Annotated in this window: 20 protein-coding genes; 12 read left to right on the forward strand and 8 right to left on the reverse strand. The window is 42.7% G+C overall.

Features of this window, described 5'->3' with window-relative positions:
* Nucleotide 1: 1 nt before the first annotated feature.
* Nucleotides 2-1,174: an efflux RND transporter periplasmic adaptor subunit gene (locus BB427_RS04700; RefSeq protein ID WP_039495769.1), complete on the reverse strand. Its 1,173-nt coding sequence runs from the start codon at nucleotides 1,172-1,174 to the stop codon at nucleotides 2-4.
* 418 nt (nucleotides 1,175-1,592) lie between these two features.
* Between BB427_RS04700 and BB427_RS04705 the strand changes: the two genes are divergently transcribed.
* On the forward strand, nucleotides 1,593-2,195 hold the full coding sequence (locus BB427_RS04705; RefSeq protein WP_069019106.1) for a TetR/AcrR family transcriptional regulator: 603 nt from the start codon (nucleotides 1,593-1,595) through the stop codon (nucleotides 2,193-2,195).
* Here BB427_RS04705 and BB427_RS04710 read toward each other — a convergent pair.
* The 4 genes from BB427_RS04710 to BB427_RS04725 all read right to left on the reverse strand — a co-directional run bounded on the left by BB427_RS04710 (nucleotide 2,179) and on the right by BB427_RS04725 (nucleotide 6,952).
* Nucleotides 2,179-4,023: an ABC transporter ATP-binding protein gene (locus BB427_RS04710; protein ID WP_069019107.1), complete on the reverse strand. Its 1,845-nt coding sequence runs from the start codon at nucleotides 4,021-4,023 to the stop codon at nucleotides 2,179-2,181. The two genes, BB427_RS04705 and BB427_RS04710, sit on opposite strands and share 17 nt — an antisense overlap.
* 89 nt (nucleotides 4,024-4,112) lie before the next feature.
* Nucleotides 4,113-5,300: a hypothetical protein gene (locus BB427_RS04715; protein WP_069019108.1), complete on the reverse strand. Its 1,188-nt coding sequence runs from the start codon at nucleotides 5,298-5,300 to the stop codon at nucleotides 4,113-4,115.
* A 178-nt stretch (nucleotides 5,301-5,478) separates the two neighbouring features.
* Nucleotides 5,479-5,925, reverse strand: coding sequence for a DUF3010 family protein (locus BB427_RS04720; RefSeq protein WP_010604871.1), 447 nt, complete (start codon nucleotides 5,923-5,925; stop codon nucleotides 5,479-5,481).
* A gap of 34 nt (nucleotides 5,926-5,959) precedes the next feature.
* Nucleotides 5,960-6,952: an endonuclease/exonuclease/phosphatase family protein gene (locus BB427_RS04725; RefSeq protein ID WP_069019109.1), complete on the reverse strand. Its 993-nt coding sequence runs from the start codon at nucleotides 6,950-6,952 to the stop codon at nucleotides 5,960-5,962.
* 229 nt (nucleotides 6,953-7,181) lie between these two features.
* Between BB427_RS04725 and thrS the strand changes: the two genes are divergently transcribed.
* The 4 genes from thrS to rplT all read left to right on the forward strand — a co-directional run bounded on the left by thrS (nucleotide 7,182) and on the right by rplT (nucleotide 10,469).
* Nucleotides 7,182-9,092, forward strand: coding sequence for a threonine--tRNA ligase (thrS, locus tag BB427_RS04730; RefSeq protein WP_069019110.1), 1,911 nt, complete (start codon nucleotides 7,182-7,184; stop codon nucleotides 9,090-9,092).
* A 56-nt stretch (nucleotides 9,093-9,148) separates the two neighbouring features.
* On the forward strand, nucleotides 9,149-9,712 hold the full coding sequence (gene infC, locus BB427_RS04735; RefSeq protein WP_017217300.1) for a translation initiation factor IF-3: 564 nt from the start codon (nucleotides 9,149-9,151) through the stop codon (nucleotides 9,710-9,712).
* Between the two features lie 181 nt (nucleotides 9,713-9,893).
* On the forward strand, nucleotides 9,894-10,094 hold the full coding sequence (gene rpmI, locus BB427_RS04740; protein ID WP_010604868.1) for a 50S ribosomal protein L35: 201 nt from the start codon (nucleotides 9,894-9,896) through the stop codon (nucleotides 10,092-10,094).
* A 15-nt stretch (nucleotides 10,095-10,109) separates the two neighbouring features.
* The gene (gene rplT / locus BB427_RS04745; RefSeq protein ID WP_010376973.1) at nucleotides 10,110-10,469 is read left to right on the forward strand and encodes a 50S ribosomal protein L20; all 360 of its coding nucleotides are present in this window, start codon (nucleotides 10,110-10,112) and stop codon (nucleotides 10,467-10,469) included.
* 95 nt (nucleotides 10,470-10,564) lie between these two features.
* Here the strand turns inward: rplT and BB427_RS04750 are convergent, their stop codons facing one another.
* Entirely contained in the window at nucleotides 10,565-11,398 is an 834-nt protein-coding gene (locus BB427_RS04750; RefSeq protein WP_039495774.1) for an SDR family oxidoreductase, read from the reverse strand.
* 123 nt (nucleotides 11,399-11,521) lie between these two features.
* Here BB427_RS04750 and BB427_RS04755 point away from each other — a divergent pair, with 123 nt between their 5' ends.
* From BB427_RS04755 to BB427_RS04780, 6 genes are all read left to right on the forward strand, one after another.
* Nucleotides 11,522-13,312, forward strand: a complete 1,791-nt coding sequence (locus BB427_RS04755) for a M14 family metallopeptidase (RefSeq protein WP_069019111.1) — start codon at nucleotides 11,522-11,524, stop codon at nucleotides 13,310-13,312.
* A gap of 2 nt (nucleotides 13,313-13,314) precedes the next feature.
* The gene (locus tag BB427_RS04760; protein ID WP_069019112.1) at nucleotides 13,315-13,956 is read left to right on the forward strand and encodes an MBL fold metallo-hydrolase; all 642 of its coding nucleotides are present in this window, start codon (nucleotides 13,315-13,317) and stop codon (nucleotides 13,954-13,956) included.
* A 111-nt stretch (nucleotides 13,957-14,067) separates the two neighbouring features.
* Nucleotides 14,068-14,526, forward strand: coding sequence for an Lrp/AsnC family transcriptional regulator (locus BB427_RS04765; protein WP_010376979.1), 459 nt, complete (start codon nucleotides 14,068-14,070; stop codon nucleotides 14,524-14,526).
* A 204-nt stretch (nucleotides 14,527-14,730) separates the two neighbouring features.
* Nucleotides 14,731-16,287, forward strand: a complete 1,557-nt coding sequence (locus tag BB427_RS04770) for a SulP family inorganic anion transporter (protein WP_069019113.1) — start codon at nucleotides 14,731-14,733, stop codon at nucleotides 16,285-16,287.
* Nucleotides 16,288-16,460: 173 nt separating this feature from the next.
* Complete coding sequence (locus BB427_RS04775) at nucleotides 16,461-17,531, forward strand: sensor histidine kinase (RefSeq protein WP_017217305.1); 1,071 nt, start codon at nucleotides 16,461-16,463, stop codon at nucleotides 17,529-17,531.
* Complete coding sequence (locus BB427_RS04780) at nucleotides 17,531-18,355, forward strand: LytR/AlgR family response regulator transcription factor (protein ID WP_010376983.1); 825 nt, start codon at nucleotides 17,531-17,533, stop codon at nucleotides 18,353-18,355. The genes BB427_RS04775 and BB427_RS04780 overlap by 1 nt, the downstream gene beginning before the upstream one ends.
* A 131-nt stretch (nucleotides 18,356-18,486) precedes the next feature.
* On the opposite strand, the gene pyk is transcribed toward BB427_RS04780, so the two are convergent.
* The gene (gene pyk, locus BB427_RS04785) at nucleotides 18,487-19,920 is read right to left on the reverse strand and encodes a pyruvate kinase (RefSeq protein WP_039495777.1); all 1,434 of its coding nucleotides are present in this window, start codon (nucleotides 19,918-19,920) and stop codon (nucleotides 18,487-18,489) included.
* A gap of 442 nt (nucleotides 19,921-20,362) precedes the next feature.
* Here pyk and gndA point away from each other — a divergent pair, with 442 nt between their 5' ends.
* Nucleotides 20,363-21,736: an NADP-dependent phosphogluconate dehydrogenase gene (gene gndA, locus BB427_RS04790; protein ID WP_069019114.1), complete on the forward strand. Its 1,374-nt coding sequence runs from the start codon at nucleotides 20,363-20,365 to the stop codon at nucleotides 21,734-21,736.
* An 89-nt stretch (nucleotides 21,737-21,825) separates the two neighbouring features.
* On the opposite strand, the gene ansA is transcribed toward gndA, so the two are convergent.
* Entirely contained in the window at nucleotides 21,826-22,836 is a 1,011-nt protein-coding gene (gene ansA / locus BB427_RS04795; RefSeq protein ID WP_010376991.1) for an asparaginase, read from the reverse strand.
* Between the last annotated feature and the right edge of the window lie 49 nt (nucleotides 22,837-22,885).

Here is a 22,885-nt window from a genome sequence, read left to right on the forward strand (position 1 = left end):
ATTATTCCCCTTGCTCGCTCACAGACACTGGCATACCTGGGAAGAAGATCCTCGCCATACCTTCAACGATGACAGGTTGACCTTCTTTTAAGCCTTCGCGAATGACCCACATATTCTCATTATTAAGCTTGACCCATTCACCAACTTTGACCGGCGCAGGTAGGGCTACGGTTGCACCTTGTTCATTTTTGGTAGCAATGTACACAAATTTCCCTGTACCGTTGTCTAGTACCGCTCTTTGTGGAAGTACAACGGCATTATTGCGTACCGCACCAGAGAGCTTAACTCGCACAAACTGACCCGGTCTTAACTCGCCATTTTCATTAGGAATACGAGCTTGTAACTCACTGGTACCCGTAAAGCGGTTTACCCGAACGTCGCTAAAGTTTACTTTTCCGGCTTGTCCGTATAGTGAACCGTCTTGCAGAATAATCGTGGTATCAAATTCATTATTTTCCGGTAATGACAAAGAGCCATTTTCTACATCTTGGCGCATTGTTAGCTGCTCACGCTCTGAAAAGCCGAAGCGAGCACGAATGGTGCTAATGTCGGTAAGTTCAGTTAATAGTACACTCGGACCAGAAACATAACTGCCTTCTGACATCAGTTCACGACCAACAATACCAGAAACAGGTGCTTCAACTTTGGCGTATTCAAGGTCTAGCTTAGCTTCACTCAATGCGACTTTTGCAGATTCTAAATTCGCAACTGCGATATCGTAGGCCGATACTGAGTTATCAAAGTCGCGCTTTGATACTGAACGCTCATTCTTCAAACGCTCAAGCCTTTCGCTCTCGCGCTTAGTTTGATCAACGTTTGCTTTTGCTGCCTGAAGTGCTGCCTGCGCTTTTTCTACCGCTAATTCAAAAGGTTTAAGCTCGATGGTGAATAATGAATGACCAGCTTTTACAAACTGACCTTCCTCAAAGTTGCGAGATTCGATGATCCCAGAAACCCGAGAGCGAATTTCAACTTCTTTATCACCCGCGAGAGTGGCCGGAAGTTCGATATCGAAAGGCACTGATTGAGTAGTAACTTGTTGTACACTCACTTGCGCAGGTGGCATTGCATGGCCCCCTTGCTGTGGTGCTTCTGAACACGCTGACAAAGTGCCTAACGTGAGCATTAAAAAAGATAGGTGTTTAACACGACTGCGTATTGATGCTGGATACATGAACACTCCAATTCCTATATTATCATTTTATGCTGCCCCGGCTTTGACGGGGAACTACCTTGCAATTTGCCTTTAATAACGCACACTCAACTGGATGCAATCAGTCAAGTGAGTTCATTTCATACCTTAACCACACCAAAGTAAAGGCTATTTGTTCGACAATTAAACAAGTAAACGGTAGTGTATACTTAAAGAAATAAAAGGTAAACGGTTGCGTGTACTTTTCTTCAATTTAGGTATACGATCATGTGTACTTTTTATTAACGACTTTATTGATTAAAATAAAGGGAATGTTGATTTATTACGAAGAAGGCTTATCTCTGTATAGAGAGGTGATTCTTGGTATACAACTGACCATGTGAGTAGCAGCTATCAATGGCTCGCTTTTCCCACTATTAATTAAAGACAGAATAAGTAAATGACGCAACTTTCACCAAAACAGCAGTCAATTTTATGTGCAGCGATAGAAGAATTCGCTCAAAAAGGCTTGCAGGCGACGACGATGGAGTCGATCAGTCAATCAGCGGAAGTATCAAAGCGCACGTTATACAAGCATTACTCGACCAAAGACGAGCTCTTTGATGCCGTTGTTGAGCTGTTAATTGAGCGGATCAAGCCAATAACTGCGATACAATTTATCCCAAACTATGACTTTTCAGTGCAACTGCAACATCTTGCGAAAAGCGCAATGACTTTGTTGAATGACGAGGATTATATGCGTTTGTCGCGTATTGTGATGATTGAATCGATGCGTAGCTTTGAGCAAGCACAGAATTTAAATGAAAAGTTTAGTCATTGTGAAGCCGCGATGATCCAATGGTTCGAAGATGCTGCGAATTCAGGGTGTCTTGGTAGTTTTGATGCGGACTTTGCCGCAGCGTACTTTTGGGGCGCACTGAAAAAGCTAGGCTATTGGGAACGCGCGATAAAATGGCAAGCTCCGCTTCCAGAAGCAGAGCTTGATATATTAGTTGAAAAGGCGGTCTCGCTATTTTGTAATGGCGTTACTCAACACCAATAAATCCACCGGTTTGATGCGACCACAGTTTGGCGTAAATACCACCTAAAGCTAGCAAGGATTGATGGCTTCCTTCTTCTACTATCTTACCTTCATCCATTACGATTAATCTGTCCATTTGTGCAATCGTGGACAATCTATGGGCAATTGCAATAACGGTTTTACCTTCCATCAGTGCATCTAAGCTCTCTTGGATAGCTTGCTCAACCTCAGAATCCAAGGCCGAAGTGGCTTCGTCTAAAATTAAAATTGGCGCATTTTTTAGTAATACACGAGCAATAGCGATACGTTGGCGTTGGCCACCTGATAGTTTCACACCGCGTTCACCTACTTGTGCGTCAAAGCCAGTATTACCGTGACTGTCTTCTAAGTCTTGGATAAAATCGTAAGCCTGCGCTTCTTTTGTTGCGGCAACTAGCTCACTTTCCGATGCATCAGGGCGACCATAAAGGATATTGTCGCGTACGCTGCGATGGAGCAAAGAAGTATCTTGCGTCACCATAGCGATATGACGTCGTAAGCTTTCCTGTTTTACTTTAGCAATACTTTGACCATCTATTTCGATGCTGCCGCCGTCTGTATCGTAGAATCTCAGTAATAAGTTCACCAAGGTCGACTTCCCCGCACCTGAGCGGCCAACTACACCAATTTTCTCGCCGGGTTTGATATGTAGGTTCAGGTTGTCGATGACGTTATGTTGTCTCGCTGCATCTTTACGCTTATAAGCGAAGGTAGTGTTACAAAAGTCGATTTTTCCGGCTTTAAAATCTAACTGCGGCGCTGTTTGTGGGTCAACAATATCAAGCGGTCTAGAGAGCGTGTTCATGCCGTCTGTAACTGTGCCAATATTTTCGAATAGACCACTAATCTCCCACATTATCCACTGCGCCATACCATTTAGTCGTAAGGCTAAACCTACTGTAATTGCGATTGCGCCAGCGGTTATCGCATTAAAAGACCATAAGTAGATGGAAAATGCTGCGACGGAAAATACTAAGAGATAATTTAAGGCTTGAATACTAACGTTCAAGCTAGTTGCTAAGCGCATTTGCTTATATACCGGTTGAATAAACACATCCATGCTGTCTTTGGCATATTCTTCTTCTCGTTTGGTATAAGAGAAAAGCTTTACGGTTGAAATATTGGTGTAGCTATCAACGATCCTTCCCGTCATTTCTGAGCGAGCGTCAGCCTGCTCACTAGAAACACGTTTTAGTTTAGGAATAAAATAGAATTGGAAACAGATATAGCAGCCAAGCCAAATAACCAGTGGGATCATCAAACGTATATCACTGTTTGCAACAAGCGCGAGCATTGCGCTGAAGTACACTAAAACATAAACCAGCACATCGAGTAGCTTCATGACTGATTCGCGCACGGCTAGGGCGGTTTGCATCACTTTAGTTGCAATACGTCCGGCAAACTCGTCTTGATAGAATGTCATAGACTGCTTCAGTAGGTATCGGTGTGCCTGCCAGCGAATAGCCATTGGGTAATTACCCAATAAACTCTGATGTAAAATGGCGCTGTGAAAAAAGACTAGCAGTGGCAGTGCCACTAACGTGATCACAGACATTCGAATTAACTCGGTTTGTTTGGCTTCAAATAGAGTTTGTGGTGTATAAGTGGAGAGCCAGTCAACTAGATCACCCATAAAGCCAAATAACGTTACTTCCAAAATTGCGAGGATCGCAGCACTTAGCGACATAAATAATAAGGGTATTTCCATTCCCTTAGTATAGAAGCGACAGAAAGCCAACAAACCTTGTGGTGGCTGACCAACTTCTTGCTCGGGAAAGGGTTTGGTAAAGCGTTCAAATACTCGATACATGGATGATCCCTAAATTTGTTCAGAAGCTAGTCTACCTTGATAGTATGAAATGCGCGAGTCACAGATTGGTGCCTAATTTGCACTAATAGTTATAGCTGTTTTTGGTTGAGTAGTTTTTGTGTAATGAGCTCACCAGTGACAGCATTATAACTACTTAAAGTCAGTGGCGTAGAATAGTGTTTTAAATAGACCTGATCATGTGGCTTTTCTACTGTAATTTTGTCGATTGGGACGAGTTTTTTACCTTCATCGACAAAAAATGACAGTTCTAAATAGCATGGAAAAACCTTTTTACATACACCAAGTGATTGTTGTTGTAGATCAAACGTTGAGGAAAGCCAGCTTGGCCTATTATTGATTTTCGTGGTTTTGGGCCAAGTTACAGAAAGATCAAATCGTTGCGGATCTGAAGAGTAGTGCTGAGATTGGCTTGCTACTCGTGCAAGCAGTAAAGGAGTATTGCCACTTACTGATTGAACCTCAGATAAGCGGACCTGATCAACGGTGAGTGGATTAATTTTTAATGTTTGCTTGAGTTCACTCGCTAGTTGGTTTTGCTCATCTAGTTGAGAAAATCCGAGGTGAACGAGTAATTTTGCATCACGATTGTTATCAAATACTTTTTCTTTTAAGTGTTCAGCCGCGGCTTTGGCTCTACCTTGTTGTGAGTCGTGATCGTAACTAATAATCTCGTAGCCAAGTGATTTGGCTTCAAATATCAAGCTAGCATAAGTCGCTTCCATGGTGTAGATCCCATGTTCGTATGTTGTAAAGCCGTGTTTATTGATTTGCTGCTCAACGCTTACCTGCGGGGTGAGTGCTTCTAATGCAAGATAGCGATAGCCTTGTTCATATAAAGGCTTCAATAGGGCAATCGTTAGGGCTCGGTGTTTAGCATTATGATACGCTTCGTTTACCATAGTAATATGCGTTTCAGTTGCCTTTTGCTCTATGATTTCTAGCGCAGGAACTAGCCGATAATCGTTTAGCAACATATCTGGATTGATCACCCCAGAGGTGAGTTTTTCTGCTTCAAAATAATTGCCGACGATAGAATGATAGGTTGCTGCATATTGAATGTTTGCTGAGCTGCTATCTAAATGCCCTTTGACTGGAATTTGGCTTTCGAGTGACCGTGTGTTTTCAAACACACGTTTATCTGAGTTAACACCAAAGATTAAAGAAGCAGGGTTAGCGCTTGAATTTGCTAATGCTGTTACAGATATCAGCGAACATGCGCAAAAAATAACGGCTTTTCCATATTGTTGAGGTAACACCTAAATCCACTCCTTGCGGTTTATTACGGTTATATTAATAGCATAAAAGCGCGGAGGGCTGAATCAAATAAAAGCAAATTTTTTACAAGTATTTTATATTTGAATTATTTACAGGGGAGAGAAGTGTGGAAGCAAATAAAAAGGCCAGTAGCTAAGTAACTGCTGGCCCTTGATATGATTATTCTTCTTTGCCGTATGTTTTACGAAGAATATAAACATAGGCATTGATGAAAGCTTGCTCTTGAAACTTTTTCAACCCAGTGTCTTCATAGTCAACAGGAATTGGGTTTCTTTTTAATTGCTCTTTAACTTCAGTGCCAGAAAGTAACTGCACGTCCACGCCTGAAATTAACTGGATTGCAGCTTCCATTTTAAAACCAGCCGCACTACCTGCGAATTTACCTTTGTGTGGGCGCTGACGAATGGCGATAGAATCTACGCCGTAATCTTCTACTAGTTTTGCAAAGTCGAATTGGAACTTGCGCATTTCATCAAGTTCTGTCCCTTGGTTACTTAACGTAAAGCGGCGCTGACGAATGTCTCTAATATCAAAAACATCATCTTCTTTCGTTAGCATACAAAGCAGAGCTTCGCTGCCTGAAATTTCAACCCCAAGTGTTCTCATTTTCGTGTCCAGATTATGCAAAAATTGAATTATCTCACAGTGTTATTTCTATTGCTATCGCTGCATGGTCAGAATAGCAAATATCTTCGTCTATACGCTTCGGATCAAGGTGAGCATCGTAACTGTAGTAATGTAACGACTTCACCCTGGGCGCTTCTCGGTTGGGATTGAACTCTTTTGAACAAAGAATGTAATCAAGTACATTGCCCTCACCTTGATAGTAATGACTGGCTGGTTTTTCTTTATGGTTGTTGTCGGCGTAAAGAAAACTGTCGAACAACCCGACACTATCAAAGCCATTACTAGCAAGGACGGGTGGAAAGGCTTGCGTCATAAAAGATAATGCCGGGCTGTCTAATGCATCATTGAAGTCGCCCATCACCAACGTTGCAGCCTGTTTCTCCCTTTGTGTTTTTAATGCATCGTAATAAATGATGGAAGCTTCGAGCGAACGTGATATCTGCGACTGCATCGTACCGACGGTTTCGTGAAGCAATGTAAGTAGCGGGTCATCTTGATTGGAATCTCCCAGCATGTGAGCCATTGAATGCACGCGTTGAGACTTAAAGTGGACGGCGTAACACGCGAGTAACCCGAAGCCTGGAATGTCGAACTTACATTTTATCGGGGTGCGATTGAATTTAAATTGATGTTGATTATTAAGGTATTCAAGTAACTCGGGGCAGGGCTCCAACGGCGCAAAAGATTTAAATGGTAGTTTTGATGCGATAGCGACTACCGGTTTAAACAGTACCGATGGGTAGACGTGATCAGGACTTGGCGCATCGACTGTGGCAAAGTGAACAAGACCTAAGTCTTCGCACAGCATCTGTAAGCTATCAGGTGAAAAGACTTCTTGAAACACAATGACATCGGGGTTTATATGCTGAATGAGTCCCGTAATAAACTGAGTTTTGGTTTGCCACTGTGTTTCATTATAGTGCTCATGAAGTTGATAAAAAGAATAAGGCGGCGCTGCAAAATTTAGTAGATTAAAGGTTGCAAACCGATATCGCTTTTTGGCCACGAATAATCCCAAAATAGTTTTTGTAAATTAATAGATTAATTTTAGCTCTAGGCTTGCACTTAGCCAAGTAACACGCGAGAATAGTGATTCTTATTCGAAAGTCCTCGGATGAGCCGCGATAATTCGCGCAAGACAATGCTTATTCGTAAAAGCGTTGATAGGCACACTTTAAAATTAATTAAATACATGTGATGCATTGTAGGTGTCACCACTGTAAATAGGATTTATCATGCCAGTTATTACTCTCCCTGACGGCAGTCAGCGTATTTTTGAAAACCCTGTCACTACTCTAGAAGTCGCTCAAGACATCGGTCCTGGCCTTGCGAAAGCAACGATTGCTGGCCGTGTAAATGGCGTTCGTGTTGATGCTTGTGACCTCATCGAAAATGACTCAGCGCTTGAAATCATCACCGCAAAAGACGACGACGGTCTTGAGATTATTCGTCACTCGTGTGCGCACTTGATTGGTCACGCTGTAAAACAATTGTTCCCAGAAGCTAAGATGGCGATTGGTCCTACCATCGACAACGGTTTCTATTACGATGTTGACCTAGAGCATTCGCTTACTCAAGAAGACCTTGAAGCGATTGAAAAGCGCATGTTGGAGTTGGCAAAAACCGACTACGACGTAGTAAAGAAAAAGGTGAGCTGGCAAGAAGCGCGCGATGCATTTGCAGCACGCGGTGAAACCTATAAGATGGAAATCCTAGACGAGAATATCGCGAAAGATGACCGCCCAGGTTTATATCACCACGAAGAATATGTTGATATGTGTCGTGGTCCGCACGTTCCAAATATGAAGTTCTGTCACCACTTCAAGATTATGAAAGTGGCGGGCGCATACTGGCGCGGCAACTCAGAAAACAAGATGTTACAGCGTATCTACGGTACAGCTTGGGCTGACAAAAAGCAGCTAAAGGCGTATCTTAAGCGTTTAGAAGAAGCTGAAAAGCGTGATCACCGTAAAATTGGTAAAGCACTCGACTTGTGGCATTGGCAGGAAGAAGCGCCAGGCATGGTATTCTGGCATAATGATGGCTGGAGCATTTATCGTGAGCTTGAAGATTTTGTTCGTGAAAAACTACGCGAATATCAGTACGAAGAAGTAAAAGGTCCGTTGATGATGGACCGTGGCTTGTGGGAAAAATCAGGTCACTGGGACAAATACTCAGATGCTATGTTCACGACTGAGTCAGAGAAACGTGAGTATGCTATTAAGCCGATGAACTGCCCAGGTCACGTGCAGATCTTTAACCAAGGTTTAAAGTCATACCGTGATTTACCATTACGTATGGCTGAGTTTGGTTGTTGTCACCGTAATGAACCATCAGGCGCACTACATGGCTTGATGCGCGTTCGTGGCTTTACTCAAGATGATGCGCATATCTTCTGTACAGAAGAGCAAATCATGGATGAAGTATCTGCCTGTATCAAAATGGTATATGACACTTACTCGACATTTGGCTTTGAAAAGATTGTTGTAAAACTTTCGACTCGTCCAGAAAAGCGCATTGGTGAAGACGAAATGTGGGACAAAGCGGAAGCTGCATTGGCTGAAGCGTTAAAAGTTAACAACATCGAGTTTGAATATCTGCCGGGTGAAGGGGCGTTTTATGGTCCTAAGATCGAATTCACGCTGTATGATTGTTTAGAGCGTGCGTGGCAATGTGGTACAGTGCAATTAGACTTCGCACTACCAGGTCGTTTAGGTGCAACTTATGTTGCGGAAAGTAACGAGCGTAAAACACCAGTTATGATCCACCGCGCAATTCTGGGTTCACTAGAGCGCTTTATTGGAATTCTAACGGAAGAATATGCTGGTCAGTTCCCAACTTGGCTTGCGCCGAAACAAGTTGTGATCATGAATATCACGGATAAACAAGCGGATTATGTCCACGAAGTTGTACAAAAGTTGAATAAACTTGGAATAAGAGCTTGTGCTGACTTGAGAAATGAGAAGATTGGTTTTAAAATCCGCGAGCATACTTTAAAACGTATACCTTATTTACTAGTGGTGGGTGACAAAGAAGTCGAGCAACAAGAAGTTGCAGTAAGAACCCGTACTGGTGAAGATTTAGGTAAATTATCGATTGGTGATTTCATCGTTAAAGTTAGCGAAGAGATTAAAAATCGACTATAAATATAAACTTGCGTGTACTTTACTTTTTCTGGTGCACGCATTTACTTTTGAATTTTTTGGAGGAACGTACCATTAGAGGCGGCAAAAAAGGGCAAAATAACGCTCAGAAAAATCGTATTAACGAAGAGATTACAGCGAAAGAGGTTCGCTTAATTGACGCTGAAGGCGAGCAAGCTGGCATTGTCTCAACAAGAGACGCACAAAACATGGCGGACGAAGCAGGTCTAGATCTAGTTGAGATCAGTCCAAACGCTGAGCCACCGGTTTGTAAAGTGATGGACTACGGTAAGTTCCTTTTTGAAAAAGCAAAAATCCAAAAAGAACAAAAGAAAAAGCAAAAGCAAATTCAGGTTAAGGAAGTTAAATTCCGTCCTGGTACAGATGTTGGTGATTACCAAGTCAAGCTACGTAGCCTTCGCAAGTTTCTTGAGGGGGGCGATAAAGCTAAAGTCACAATTCGCTTCCGTGGTCGTGAAATGGCGCACCAAGAGATTGGTATTGATCTACTAGAACGTATCAAGACTGAATTGGAAGATATCGCATCAGTTGAGTCTTTCCCGAAAAAAGTAGAAGGTCGTCAGATGATAATGATGATGGCGCCTATTGCTAAAAAGTCTTAATCTCGGCATAATACGCATCGAATTTAACGCAGGTCTCAAGTGCTAACGCCACCTGCGTTATCCGGTTTTAAAGTAAGGTATTGATCCTTCACCGGTTTTAGGTAGTAAGCTAGGCCTACAAGTGAGTTTATCTCCGCCTACTTACATTGTGTTAAAGCAATATCATTCGGAGTTATTGCAAATGGCTTATAAGCTAAAATCACACAGAGGTGCTGCTAAGCGCTTCAAAAAGACTGCTTCTGGCGGTTACAAGCGTAAACAGTCGCATCTTCGTCACATTCTGACTAAGAAATCTTCAAAGCGTAAATTACACCTTCGTGCTAAGTCTATGGTTCATAAGAATGACCTAGGCCTAATCGATCGTATGTTACCATTCGCTTAATAGAGGATATCAGAAATGGCAAGAGTTAAACGCGGCGTAGTTGCACGTGCACGTCACAAAAAAGTATTAAAGCAAGCTAAAGGTTACTATGGAGCGCGTTCACGCGTTTACCGCGTAGCTTTCCAAGCGGTAACTAAAGCTGGTCAATATGCTTACCGTGACCGTCGTGCTAAGAAACGTACTTTCCGTCAACTATGGATTGCTCGTATCAACGCAGCTGCACGTCAAAATGGTCTTTCTTACAGCCGTTTCATCAATGGCCTTAAAAAGTCATCGATTGAAATCGATCGTAAGATCCTAGCTGATATCGCAGTATACGACCAAGTAGCTTTCGCAGCACTAGTTGCTAAAGCAAAAGATGGTCTAGCTGCTTAATAAGCGGAACTAGAATTAGTCTTAGGACTAAACCTGGTATTGAAAAGGAGCCTTAGGCTCCTTTTTTAGTTTTATACTCGTTATCAACGCAAGCGTTAGCGGTTTTTTATTAAGATTTTATCCAGCATCTTACTGCTCAATATTCGTTTTAAGTATCCCATTAAATAGGTTGGAAACGTAACGTAATATCTCGGCTTTGCAGTCTTCGCACTCAGTGCGTGTTGCAGCGCTTTATAAACAGCTTCTGGTCCTAAGGTAAATTTTTGTGGTGCTTCTTCTGAGCCTAAGCGGTTAAGCTGCGCCTGATATGCATTGTGATGTACACTATTTTCGTGATCGATATTCGCTAAAAAGGCGTGTTTCGCGTTCTCTCTAAATTTAGACACGATTGGACCTGGCTCTATTAGGCTAACTTGAATATCGCTACCTGAAAGCTCCATACGTAGGGTGTCGGTAAGTCCTTCAAGTGCAAATTTACTCGCGTTATAAGCGCCACGATATGGCAGAGCGACTAATCCAAGTACGGATGAGTTATGAATAATGCGGCCTGCGCCTTGCTTACGCATTTGCTCAACTGCGAGACAGGTGAGCGTATGCCAGCCAAAAAAGTTAACTTCAAATTGTTGCCGTAACACCTCTGTAGGCAAGTCTTCTACCGCACCAGGTTGGCCGTAGGCACCGTTATTGAATAACGCGTCTAACTGACCATCTGCGATTGTCAAAGCTTGGTTAAAGCCATCATTTATACTTTGCTCGCACGCTAAGTCGAGCAAAATACATTGAATGTCTGTGCCTTCAAATTTATTCAAGTCTTTTGCATTTCTAACCGAAGCAATAACTTGATATCCTGCTTTTGACAATTGCACAGCGCAGTAATAACCAATCCCGCTAGAACAACCTGTGATTAAAATTGATTTTTGTACGCTCATTTGATCCCTAAAGTTATGGTTATCTGCGATTAACTGCAAATTTTTGTTGAATCACCGCACATTGTAAGCCGATATCTAAAATATTGATATAATTGGCAGATAAAAGCAGAGGAATAGAGAAATATGATGAGTTCCAGCATTATTATGCTTACTGCAATGCTAGGTATGAACGGTCATTTACCACCTTTGATAGAGTGGCAGGGCAAAAGTGAACAACTATTACAACAACAGGGCCCATTAACGACTGATTTTGAACTAAGCGGTGCGATAGACTCTCCTGATTATGCAGACACGATGGCATTCGTTGACCGCCTAGTGGCTGCCAATCCGACCCAGTTTAAGCTAGAGACGATTGGGTTTAGCAATAGTAATCGTGCGATTAAGATGATTGTTGCAACGGAGCAGGGCGGTGACAAGTCAAATGTTATTAATAATGGTAAGCCAACCATTTTAGTACAAGCTGGTATTCATGCCGGAGAAATTGACGGTAAAGATGCCATGTTTATGTTGCTTCGCGATGTTGCAACCGGTAAGCGCCGTGATATTTTGACGAAAGTGAATTTACTCTTTATCCCTATTCTCAACGTCGATGGGCATGAAAGGCGCAGCGAGTTTAACCGTATAAATCAACGCGGCCCGACTGTTATGGGCTTTAGAACCAATGCCAATAACTTAAATCTGAATCGTGATTACACTAAATTGGATACGCCAGGAGTTAAGGCGGTCATGCAGGTGATTAACGAATATAATCCGGATCTGTACATCGATGTTCATGTAACGGATGGCGCAGACTACCAATACGATGTCACTTATGGTTTTAACCCAACTTTTGCAAGTGAGTCACCAGCAATAGCTGAGGTGTTAGAGAATCAGATTTCGCCACAAATTAATGCAGCGCTCGCTGCCCAAGGACATATTCCAGGTCCACTTGTATTTGTGATGGATAAGCGAGACTTTAAAAAAGGGCTAGCAGGTTGGGTAGCAACGCCACGATTTTCAAATGGTTGGGGAGATTTAAAGGGACTGCCTACCATACTGGTAGAAAATCACTCATTGAAACCCTATAAGCAGCGTGTACTGGGCACCTATGTGTTTATGGATGGCGTTATCAGTGGCCTTTCAAATAATATTCAGGCATTACGAGAAGCGGTTCAGAAAGAAGCTGAATTCACGCCGAAACAATTGGTTGTTGAACGCAGCTATGCAAAAGAGCCGGATTACATTCAATTTAAAGGCATCAAATACAAGCAGTTTGAAAGTGCATTGTCTGGTCATTTGGAAGCTAAGTATTTAGGCGAGCCGCAAGACTATGAAAAGCTGCCAATTTATTGGCAGAAGGAAGTAAAAACAACGGTGAATGTACCTGAGCAGTTTTACATTCCCCCGGCATATCCGGAAGTGGTCGAAAAATTAAAACTGCACGGAATTACCGTTTCTACACTGCCGGATGGAACGGTAGTGGAAAAAGTAAGCCAAGCTACAGTAAAAGACTACAAGTTCGATACGGCTCCTTTTGAAGGGCGCTTTAGAGTAAATGCGACTTTTGACATTAAGGAGCTCTCAGACAAGGTCGATCTCAGTGGGTGGTATAAAGTAGCAACGGCACAAAAATCTGGAGAGCTGGTGACTCACTTGCTACATCCAGAGGCGCCAGACTCATTTTTTGCTTGGGGGGAGTTCAATACTATTTTCCAACGTACAGAATATGTTGAAAATTATGCACTTGAACCTTTTGCGCGAAAAATGCTAAAACAAAATCCAGCAATGGCGCTAGCCTTCGATAAAAAAATACGTGAAGACAAGCAGTTTGCAAACGATCCAAAAGCGAGGATGGAGTGGCTTTATGCAAGAACTCCGTTTTATGATAATGCGTATCTTAAATATCCTGTTTTGATGTCGTTTGGAGCAAACTAACCATGCAAGTGTTCACAATTCCAGTTACACCGTTTATGCAAAATTGTCGTGTTATCGTGTGTCCAGAAACACAAGCCACTGCAATTGTAGATCCAGGTGGTGAAGCGGAAAAAATTATCGCGCAGTTGGACACTCAGGGGTTAGTGCCAAGCATGATCTTGCTTACCCATGCACACCTTGATCATGTGGGAGCAAGTACAGAATTAAGTGAACATTTTAATATCGAGATTATTGGGCCTCATCAGGGCGACCAATTTTGGTTGGAAGCCTTGCCAATGCAATCACAAATGTTTGGTTTTCCTAATCATGCTGCTTTTTTACCATCAAAGTGGTTAAATGATGGTGATAAGGTTAAGGTGGGAAACTTAGCTCTCGAAGTCAGACATTGTCCAGGGCATACTCCAGGGCACGTGGTATTTTATGAACCAAACTCAAAACAGGTTTTAGTAGGAGATGTGTTGTTTAAAGGGTCTGTTGGTCGTACTGACTTTCCAAAAGGCGATGCAGCCCAGCTAAAACAGTCTATACAAGATAAGCTGTTTACTTTGCCTGATGAGGTCGTGGTGCATTCGGGTCATGGTGAAAATACCTCAATTGGCTTCGAAAAGGCGACAAATCCTTTTATGAGTGGCCGATTTGGTTAAATATAGTGGAAGTGGCATAGTAGTGGTATGCATTTTTTAATTTGCTATGCTTCAGGGAATAACAATCAGCATCGGTTAATAGACTGATGTGCTAACTAAACTAGAATAGATATGTCATTGAACCAAGTAGATCGCCAGATACTGGCATTGTTACAGCAAGACGCAAGTCTTTCTACCGCTGAAATCGCTGATAAAGTGGGACTCTCTCAGTCACCTTGTTGGCGTCGCATCGCTAAATTAGAGCAAGACGGTTACATCAAAGGCAAAGTTGCATTGCTGGATGAGAAGAAACTCGGATTTGATATGTTAGTTTATGCGCATGTTAGGCTTTCAAACCATGGCCGCAATAACCTTGCCGAGTTTGAAAAATTGATCTTAAGTTATGACGAAGTGACAGAGTGCTATTCTATGGCAGGCACCATGGACTTTATGCTGCGTATCATTTCGAAAGGCATTGAAGGCTATGAGCAATTTGTTCGTGATAACTTACTTAATTTAGAATTCGTCCAAGAAGTACATTCAAACGTTACAATGACTTGCGTTAAGCGCAGCACTTCCTTACCACTTTAATACAATTTGTTGCCCTGCTTCGTTGGGTAGGGCTTCCCGTCATCTTTTCACCATTGTTCTATACTACAATGTAGGCCGCTTTATTGAGCTATGTATTACAAACGAGTTTGCGATACAAGCTTGTATCTTATTTGTTAAAGGCGCTGCTTTTTGCTAAAATCCGCCGCCTTTGTGTTCATAGTCAATTCACACCAGAGGATATTGATGTTTAATCTTATCAGCAAAGCGCCTAGCTCTGCTAAAAACGATGTACTGTCTGGGCTTACGGTCGCTTTGGCACTTGTGCCTGAGGCTGTGGCTTTCGCTTTTGTTGCACAAGTAGACCCATTAGTCGGTTTATATGCAGCATTTATTGTCGGTCTTGTGACTTCAATCTTTGGTGGTAGGCCGGGTATGATCTCGGGTGCAACAGGGGCTCTTGCCGTGGTAATGGTGAGCCTTGTTGTTGAGCATGGCGTAGAATATCTCTTTGCAACCGTATTACTCATGGGTTTCTTACAAATACTCGCGGGTATATTTAAGCTCGGCAAGTTTATACGTATGGTACCGCATCCTGTAATGCTAGGCTTTGTAAATGGCTTAGCTATCGTTATCTTCCTCGCTCAGCTTGGACAATTCAAAGTACTTGACGAACAGGGTGATCTTACGTGGATGCAAGGTGAGGCGCTATATATTATGGTTGGCTTGGTTGCATTGACTATGGCCATTATTCACTTTTTACCAAAGCTAACAACCGCTGTGCCTTCGAGTCTAGCGGCGATTTTAGTGGTAACCGGTATTGTTATTGGTTTAGATTTAGATGCTCGTAATGTGCTTGATTATCTGAAAGATATGTCAGGTAACGTAGATGCAACGATAGCCGGCGGTTTTCCTGCTTTCCATATCCCTGAAGTACCATGGACATTTGAAACATTTAAAATCATCTTCCCATACGCACTTATCCTAGCAGCGATTGGTTTGATTGAATCTCTACTAACGCTCACGTTAATCGACGAAATCACCGAAACACGTGGTCACAGCAACCGCGAATGTATCGGTCAAGGTGCGGCTAACGTTACTTGTGGTGTGTTTGGTGCGATGGGTGGCTGTGCGATGATTGGACAATCAATGATCAATATTAATTCTGGTGGACGTAGCCGTTTGTCAGGTATCACAGCTGCATTATTACTACTTGTATTTATTCTGTTTGCGGCAAGCCTTATCGAAATGATCCCGCTTGCGGCGCTAGTTGGTGTAATGTTTATGGTGGTATTAGGGACTTTTGAATGGTCAAGTTTTAGATTAATAAGAAAGATCCCTAAATCAGATGCATTTGTAATCGTCTTGGTGTCGGGGGTTACAGTGATTACAGATTTGGCCATCGCAGTTTGCGTTGGTGTCATTGTTTCGGCACTCGTATTCGCGTGGGAGCATGCAAAACATATTTACACCAATAATTATATTGATGAGCAAGGCTCGAAAGTATATGAATTACACGGACCTCTGTTTTTTGGGTCGGTGAAAAACTTTGCTGAGCTGTTTGATGTTAACAATGATCCTGATGATATCATTGTTGAATTTAAACATAGCCGTGTTGCTGACCACAGTGCAATTGAAGCGATAGATGCGTTAGCTGAACGTTATAAAAAGGCTGGTAAAACGCTTCATCTTCGCCATTTAAGCCAAGACTGTAAAGTATTGCTAAGTAAAGCTAAAGATCTCGTTGAGCTAGACGGCCAAGCAGATCCTACTTATAAAGTGGCATCTGACAAGCTTGCTTAATAGCGACAGTTTGAATAGATGAATATAAATTAACTGGTTAATTTATTTCAAAAAAAGGCACTAAGGTGCCTTTTTTATTTGCGGCAAGGTGTGTAAAAACTGAGACCACCAGCAGTGAATAGAGACGACATGCTGAGATATAATCCAGTTAAGATAGAAGAGGTATAATCATTTTGAAGTGGCAATCACTGGTTGATAACAGGCAGAGATTTTTCTGGGTATTACAAATAGCCGGTTGGCTGGGCTACGCGCTAGTTAACTATATTGGCTCAAAAGTCTTTGAAATGCGTGATATTTATGTGTTTGTCATCGCATTAAATGCCTATGCAGGTTGCTTGATGACCGTACCGCTACGATACCTCTATCGTAAAATTTGGAATGCAACACCGTTGGTGCTGATATTCGTTGTGTTTACGGCGTCATATGTAACTGGAACACTATGGGCGGTCGTTCAGAAGTTTAATCATTGGGAAATATATCGCCATGGATATCGACCGGATGAGTGGTTTTATTACTTACAGCAGGGACTAGACTCTGTCTATATCATACTCTGTTGGAGTGGGCTGTACTTTGGTATTAAGTATTACCAGTTGCTACAGAGTGAGCGCCAAAAAGCTTTGAAAGCCAATACTATGGCCCATGAAGCGCAATTGAAAATGCTGAGATATCAATTGAATCCGCATTTTCTATTCAATACGCTTAATGCAATTTCAACGCTTATATTGGTTGAAGAAAACAAAGATGCGAATCAAATGGTCTCAAGGCTCAGTGATTTCTTGCGCCATACATTGAACACAGATCCAATAAAAAAGGTACCGCTTGAGCAAGAATTACATGCGTTAAAGCTGTACTTAGAAATTGAGAAGGTGCGCTTTGATGAGCGCTTATCTATTGAGCTTGATGTGACAGAAGAAGCGGAACAGGCACTAGTACCAAGCTTGATCCTACAACCACTCATTGAAAATAGCATTAAATACGCAATTGCCCATATGGAGCATGGCGGCAAAATTGAAATAAAAGCGCAGGTGTTTGCTAATGAACTACTCTTGGAAGTAGGAGACAATGGTCCTGGCGCGGAACTGGAAGATGGGCAACTGAAAAGTGCACAGGGAGTGGGTTTAGCGAATACCAAAGACCGTTTAAAAACCTTGTACGAAAACAACTATTCATTTGTGCTCTCGGATAATGAGCCAACTGGTTTGAAGGTAAATATTCGCGTTCCATATGAAAGGGCGAAGAAGTAATGAGCAAAATTAGAACACTAATCGTAGATGACGAGCCGCTAGCGAGAAAAGGGTTAGCGGTAAGGTTAAGAGATTTTTCTGAAATCGAAGTTGTAGAATTGTGTGGCAGTGGTCAACAAGCAATCGATCTATGCAAATCAGAGGACATAGATCTGGTCTTTCTCGATATTCAAATGCCGAACATGAACGGTTTTGAAGTAGCGAGAGCGTTAAGTGAAAGTGTTAAACCATTGCCTGCTATCGTATTTGTAACCGCGTTCGATCAATATGCTGTAAAGGCATTTGAGATCCATGCGCTGGATTACATCTTAAAACCCGTTGATGACAACAGATTAAAACAGGCGGTGGAGAAAGTGCAAAGCTATTTAAAAACACAACAAGACAATGCGCATAAGAAAAAGCTAGCCAGCTTTGTTGCAGGGATCACTGGTAATAACTGTGAAGAAATCCTTAAAAAACTTGCAACAGGAGATACAATTGAAGATAAAAAATTCCCGGAGTCGCTCGCGGTAAAAGAGCAGGGTGAAATCATTCGAGTATCTACATCGTCAATTCAGTGGATTGATGCAGCCGGTGACTACATGTGCTTACACTGTAGCGATGGTCAGACTCATATCTTACGTAAAACAATGAAAGATCTAGAACAAGAGTTAGATCCAACGTTATTTGTGCGCGTACATCGCTCTGCAATTGTTAATACTAAGCAGATCAGTAAACTGGTCACGCAAAGCAGTGGCGAATATTTATTGGTACTTGAGAATGGTCAAGAGCTTAAAGTCAGCCGTAGTTACCGTGATAAAGTAAAGGCCGCACTCGCAAGCTGATACGATAGCGAGCTAAAGTGATTTGCACCGTGTTTAGCCTACGGTGACGTAGTGTATTTTATGTGCTTGTACACTTTAGAGTATTCTAAGGAAAGATGAACTAGGCAGCAATGCTACCTAGTTCAACGCTTTTACACTGTGACGATTTTCAGCGTGTTACTGGCGCCGATAGTTTCCATCTTATCACCGTGTGTGATGATCACTGTGTCGCCTTTTTCCAATGAGCCTGCAGCAACTAGCGTGTCAAGCGCTTCGCGAACGGTTGAATCATCAGAGCATTGTGTCGAGTCAAATCTTACCGGATATACACCACGATAGAGTGATGCCTGCCCAAGCGTTGATTGATGGCGAGACAGTGCGTAAATAGGCAATCCAGAACTGATACGAGACATCAATTTTGCGGTATTACCCGATTCAGTTAGTGCGACAATTGCCTTTACTGAATCTAAATGGTTTGCTGCGTACATTGCCGACAGCGCGATAGTTTCACAGGTATCAGCAAAACGGCTGTCTAAACGATGTTTAGATATATGGATCTGTGGTTGAGATTCAGCACCTAGACACACACGTGCCATTGCCGCGACCGTTTGTTCTGGGTAATCACCAGCTGCGGTTTCCGCTGAAAGCATTACCGCATCTGTGCCATCAAGCACTGCGTTTGCGACATCCATAACTTCAGCACGAGTTGGCATTGGGTTGTCAATCATTGACTCCATCATTTGGGTGGCAGTGATCACAGTACGGTTTAGTGAGCGAGCACGGCTGATAATTTGCTTCTGTTTACCAACAAGAGCGGCATCGCCAATTTCTACACCTAAATCACCACGGGCAACCATCACCGCATCAGAAGCCAGTACGATGTCGTCAATCGCTTCTACGGTTTCAACCGCTTCTGCACGTTCGATTTTTGCAAGTAATTGTGCATTAGAACCTGCTTTCTCCGCCAGTCCTCTAACGTAACGCATGTCGTCACCACTGCGAGGGAACGAAACCGCGATATAGTCCACACCAATTTCAGTTGCAGTGATCAAGTCTTCTTTGTCTTTGTCAGTAAATGCAGGTGCGGTTAAGCCGCCGCCTAAACGGTTGATCCCTTTATTGTTCGACAATACGCCGCCAACTTTAACACTGGTATGAACCAAGTGACCTTGTACTTCTTCAACAACAAGTTGAATAAGTCCATCGTTTAATAACAGCAAATCACCTTGTTTTACGTCATTCGGTAATTCTTTATAGTCGATACCCACGGCTTCAACGTGACCTTGACCAGGCTCCATTTTTGCATCGAGCGTGAATTTTGCACCCACTTCTAAGAACACCTTGCCTTCTTTAAATGTTGAAACGCGGATTTTAGGACCTTGTAAATCTGCAAGGATCGCTACATTTACGCCTAAGCGTTTAGCAATTTCGCGAACGGCTTCGGCTCTATTTTTGTGATCTTGAGCGACACCGTGTGAAAAGTTTAGTCTGACTACGTTGGTGCCGGCACGAATGATTTTTTCTAAGTTGTTATCTCTATCCGTCGCTGGCCCCAGTGTTGCGACGATTTTTGTGCGTCTAAGCATCAGATTCTCCTGTTAGCTTATCAAGGTAAGCAAAAACTTATGAATGTGTTAAAAGTAAATCAAAATTGCTGCTTTTTTACACATGCCACATTGTAAAATCACGATTTAACTAATTAGAGCATAAAGAATTATGCAAAACCCTTTTTAACACTCGAATTAAGTTATATGATCTATATGTCATCATTATGACACCGGTGTCAGTGGCCGTCAATCTCGAATATTTTACCTTACAGCTTAGGGGACTATTTGAGATTTATCACAAAATTGGTGAATTCGTGCTGCTGTCACTATATTGCTATACAGTGAATTGTGTTAGCTGTCATATTTTGGGGACCGATATGATATCAGTGAATTGTGTGTCTCGCTGGTTAATCATGGTCGCTCAGGTATAATGCACATACACGAACGCATAAAGTTTTGATGTTACCGAGGAGGAAACTAAATGCAGGTTGCATTAGTTGGTTTGGGTGTGATGGGTAAAAACCTCGCGCTAAATCTAATTGAGAAGGGGATGACCTTAGTCGCTTACGACAAGAACCCCGAAGTAGGTGCGGAATTATTGAGTTGCGCACAGTCGTTAGGTATGGCGGAGCGCTTACACATAGTGTCTGATCTCGGTGATATGATCAGAAGATTAGAGACTCCTCGCTCGATTTTATTACTCGTTCCAGCAGGTGAACTAGTAGATAAAGTTTGTAGCGATTTGGTTGAAGCTGGAGTTGAAAAAGACGATATTATCGTTGACTGTGGTAACAGTAATTACAAAGATGGTATTGCACGTAAATTGAAATATCAGAATAAATTTGAGTTTGCCACTATGGGGATTTCTGGCGGTGCCGAAGGTGCACGTCATGGTCCTGCAATGATGGCAAGTGGTTCAGAAGGTGGCTGGGAGCGTATCGAGCCTTGGTTCGAAAAGGTTGCTGCGAGCTACAACAATGAATCATGTTTCGCGCGTGTTGGGCAATCGGCCAGCGGTCACTTTGTTAAAATGGTGCACAACGGTATTGAGTATGCGTTGATGCAGCTCATTGCGGAGCTTTATCAATTGCTTCGTCTGGGTACCGGTCGCTCTCCTAAAGAAGTTGCTGAGATTTTTGAATCTTGGTCTGAAGGAAAATTAAATAGTTATCTACTTGCAATTTCTAGCCACATTTTAAGTCTAGAAACAGAGCAGGGCGAGTCTTTAGTCGACCTTATCGACAATAAGGTAGGAGCTAAGGGCACTGGCCTTTGGACGGCGCAAAACGCACTGGAGCTTGGTATTGCCGTACCTTCGCTTGTGGCTGCGGTACAAGCTCGCCATCTCACCAACACTATTGATACTCCAGCTGCGAAAGAAATGACGTATGCGAATAAATCAACGCAAACAATTGACGTTGATTTAGACGAGTTAAAAGATGCGTTCTATTTTGCCAGCTTGCTATGTTACCGCCAAGGTCTTGCACTGATTAAGGGCGCGTCTCGTGCGCACCAATGGAAAGTGGATCTCAATAAAACGCTACAAACCTGGCGTGCGGGCTGTATTATCCGAGCTGATTACTTAGACGATATCGCTGAAGGTGTTGAATTTATCGATTCACTTGAGAAGCCTGCACTTGCACTACGTAGCATTACAGGTAAAGCGGTGGCGACTGGTTTGTCTTTCCCAGTGCTTGCTGCGACGCAAACTTATATTGCAACACTGAGCACGCCAAGCAACGGGCACTTGGTGCAAGCACAGCGTGATTATTTTGGTGAGCACGGCATAAAGACACACAGTGGTGAAACTTGTCACCTTACTGATCTTGTCGATATCGAAGCAAAAGTTAGATAATAATCGACATTCGGAGCAGTTCGAGCTGATTTAAAAGCCGTGGTAACGATACCACGGCTTTTTTGTTGTGTTACTTTTTCGCTTTACTGCTATCGAGTTAGCTCACCGCGCAGGTTGTCTTGCATCAAATGGCGGATCGTTTCAAGCTCTAGCTGCTGGCTAAATAAATAGTGTAGCTTTGTTAAGCACGCTTCTAGTGTCATATCGTAGCCGCTGATCACACCACAGTTTAATAACGCATTTCCTGTCGCGTAGCCGCCCATATTCACTTTTCCTTGAATACATTGGGTGAGGTTGATAATCACCACTCCGCGGTCGCTGATTGCTTTAAGCTCAGTTAAAAAATGCTCGTCTTGTGGCGCGTTACCAACACCGAAGCTTAATAAGATCAGCGCTTTCATCTCGCCACGCATTAGGTTCTTAAGGATTTCAGTTGAGATCCCTGGATACAAATGCATTACCGCGATAGGTTGAGGTGAAATCTTGGTGACTTGCAAGCTTTGCTCAACGTAAGGGCTTAGCTTCCCTTCGATCAGCTGAATATTGATCCCAGCTTGTGCCAGCGGCGAAAGGTTTGGAGAAGCGAATGCATCGAAGCCATCAGCATGAGCTTTAATTGCTCTGTTACCGCGGTAAAGTTTATTGTTGAAAAACAAACTCACTTCGGCGATAGGGTAGTTAGCAGCCAAATACATCGCGTTTAACAGATTTACTTGACCATCAGAGCGCAGTTGTGACAACGGAATTTGAGAGCCGGTCACTATCACAGGTTTAGTTAAGTTCTCAAACATGAAGGATAGTGCAGAAGCAGTATAGGCCATTGTATCTGTGCCATGGAGCACCACAAAACCATCGTAGTCGTGATATTTTGATTGAATGTCATCCGCGATAAGCTGCCAGTGATGCGGTGACATATCTGACGAGTCAATTAACGGGCAATATTCATGAATATCAAAAAGCGGCATTTCATCGCGAGTAAACTCGGCGTTATTTTTTACCGTATCTGTTAGATATCCTGCAACCGGAACGTAACCGCGACTGGATTGCTTCATACCAATGGTACCACCGGTATAGGCGATATATATTTTTTTTCTTTTCATAAAAAAGCCCAGAATAAAATCTGGGCTCAGTATAACAATTACAGCACCA

This window comes from Pseudoalteromonas sp. BMB, from assembly GCF_001709235.1.
GTDB lineage: Bacteria > Pseudomonadota > Gammaproteobacteria > Enterobacterales > Alteromonadaceae > Pseudoalteromonas > Pseudoalteromonas maricaloris.

Coding starts and splice junctions, on each gene's coding strand:
- BB427_RS04700 (WP_039495769.1), bottom strand. CDS start 1,174: ATGTATCCAGCATCAATACGCAGTCGTGTTAAACACCTATCTTTTTTA.
- BB427_RS04705 (WP_069019106.1), top strand. CDS start 1,593: ATGACGCAACTTTCACCAAAACAGCAGTCAATTTTATGTGCAGCGATA.
- BB427_RS04710 (WP_069019107.1), bottom strand. CDS start 4,023: ATGTATCGAGTATTTGAACGCTTTACCAAACCCTTTCCCGAGCAAGAA.
- BB427_RS04720 (WP_010604871.1), bottom strand. CDS start 5,925: ATGAGAACACTTGGGGTTGAAATTTCAGGCAGCGAAGCTCTGCTTTGT.
- thrS (WP_069019110.1), top strand. CDS start 7,182: ATGCCAGTTATTACTCTCCCTGACGGCAGTCAGCGTATTTTTGAAAAC.
- rpmI (WP_010604868.1), top strand. CDS start 9,894: ATGGCTTATAAGCTAAAATCACACAGAGGTGCTGCTAAGCGCTTCAAA.
- rplT (WP_010376973.1), top strand. CDS start 10,110: ATGGCAAGAGTTAAACGCGGCGTAGTTGCACGTGCACGTCACAAAAAA.
- BB427_RS04750 (WP_039495774.1), bottom strand. CDS start 11,398: ATGAGCGTACAAAAATCAATTTTAATCACAGGTTGTTCTAGCGGGATT.
- BB427_RS04755 (WP_069019111.1), top strand. CDS start 11,522: ATGATGAGTTCCAGCATTATTATGCTTACTGCAATGCTAGGTATGAAC.
- BB427_RS04760 (WP_069019112.1), top strand. CDS start 13,315: ATGCAAGTGTTCACAATTCCAGTTACACCGTTTATGCAAAATTGTCGT.
- BB427_RS04765 (WP_010376979.1), top strand. CDS start 14,068: ATGTCATTGAACCAAGTAGATCGCCAGATACTGGCATTGTTACAGCAA.
- BB427_RS04770 (WP_069019113.1), top strand. CDS start 14,731: ATGTTTAATCTTATCAGCAAAGCGCCTAGCTCTGCTAAAAACGATGTA.
- BB427_RS04780 (WP_010376983.1), top strand. CDS start 17,531: ATGAGCAAAATTAGAACACTAATCGTAGATGACGAGCCGCTAGCGAGA.
- pyk (WP_039495777.1), bottom strand. CDS start 19,920: ATGCTTAGACGCACAAAAATCGTCGCAACACTGGGGCCAGCGACGGAT.
- gndA (WP_069019114.1), top strand. CDS start 20,363: ATGCAGGTTGCATTAGTTGGTTTGGGTGTGATGGGTAAAAACCTCGCG.
- ansA (WP_010376991.1), bottom strand. CDS start 22,836: ATGAAAAGAAAAAAAATATATATCGCCTATACCGGTGGTACCATTGGT.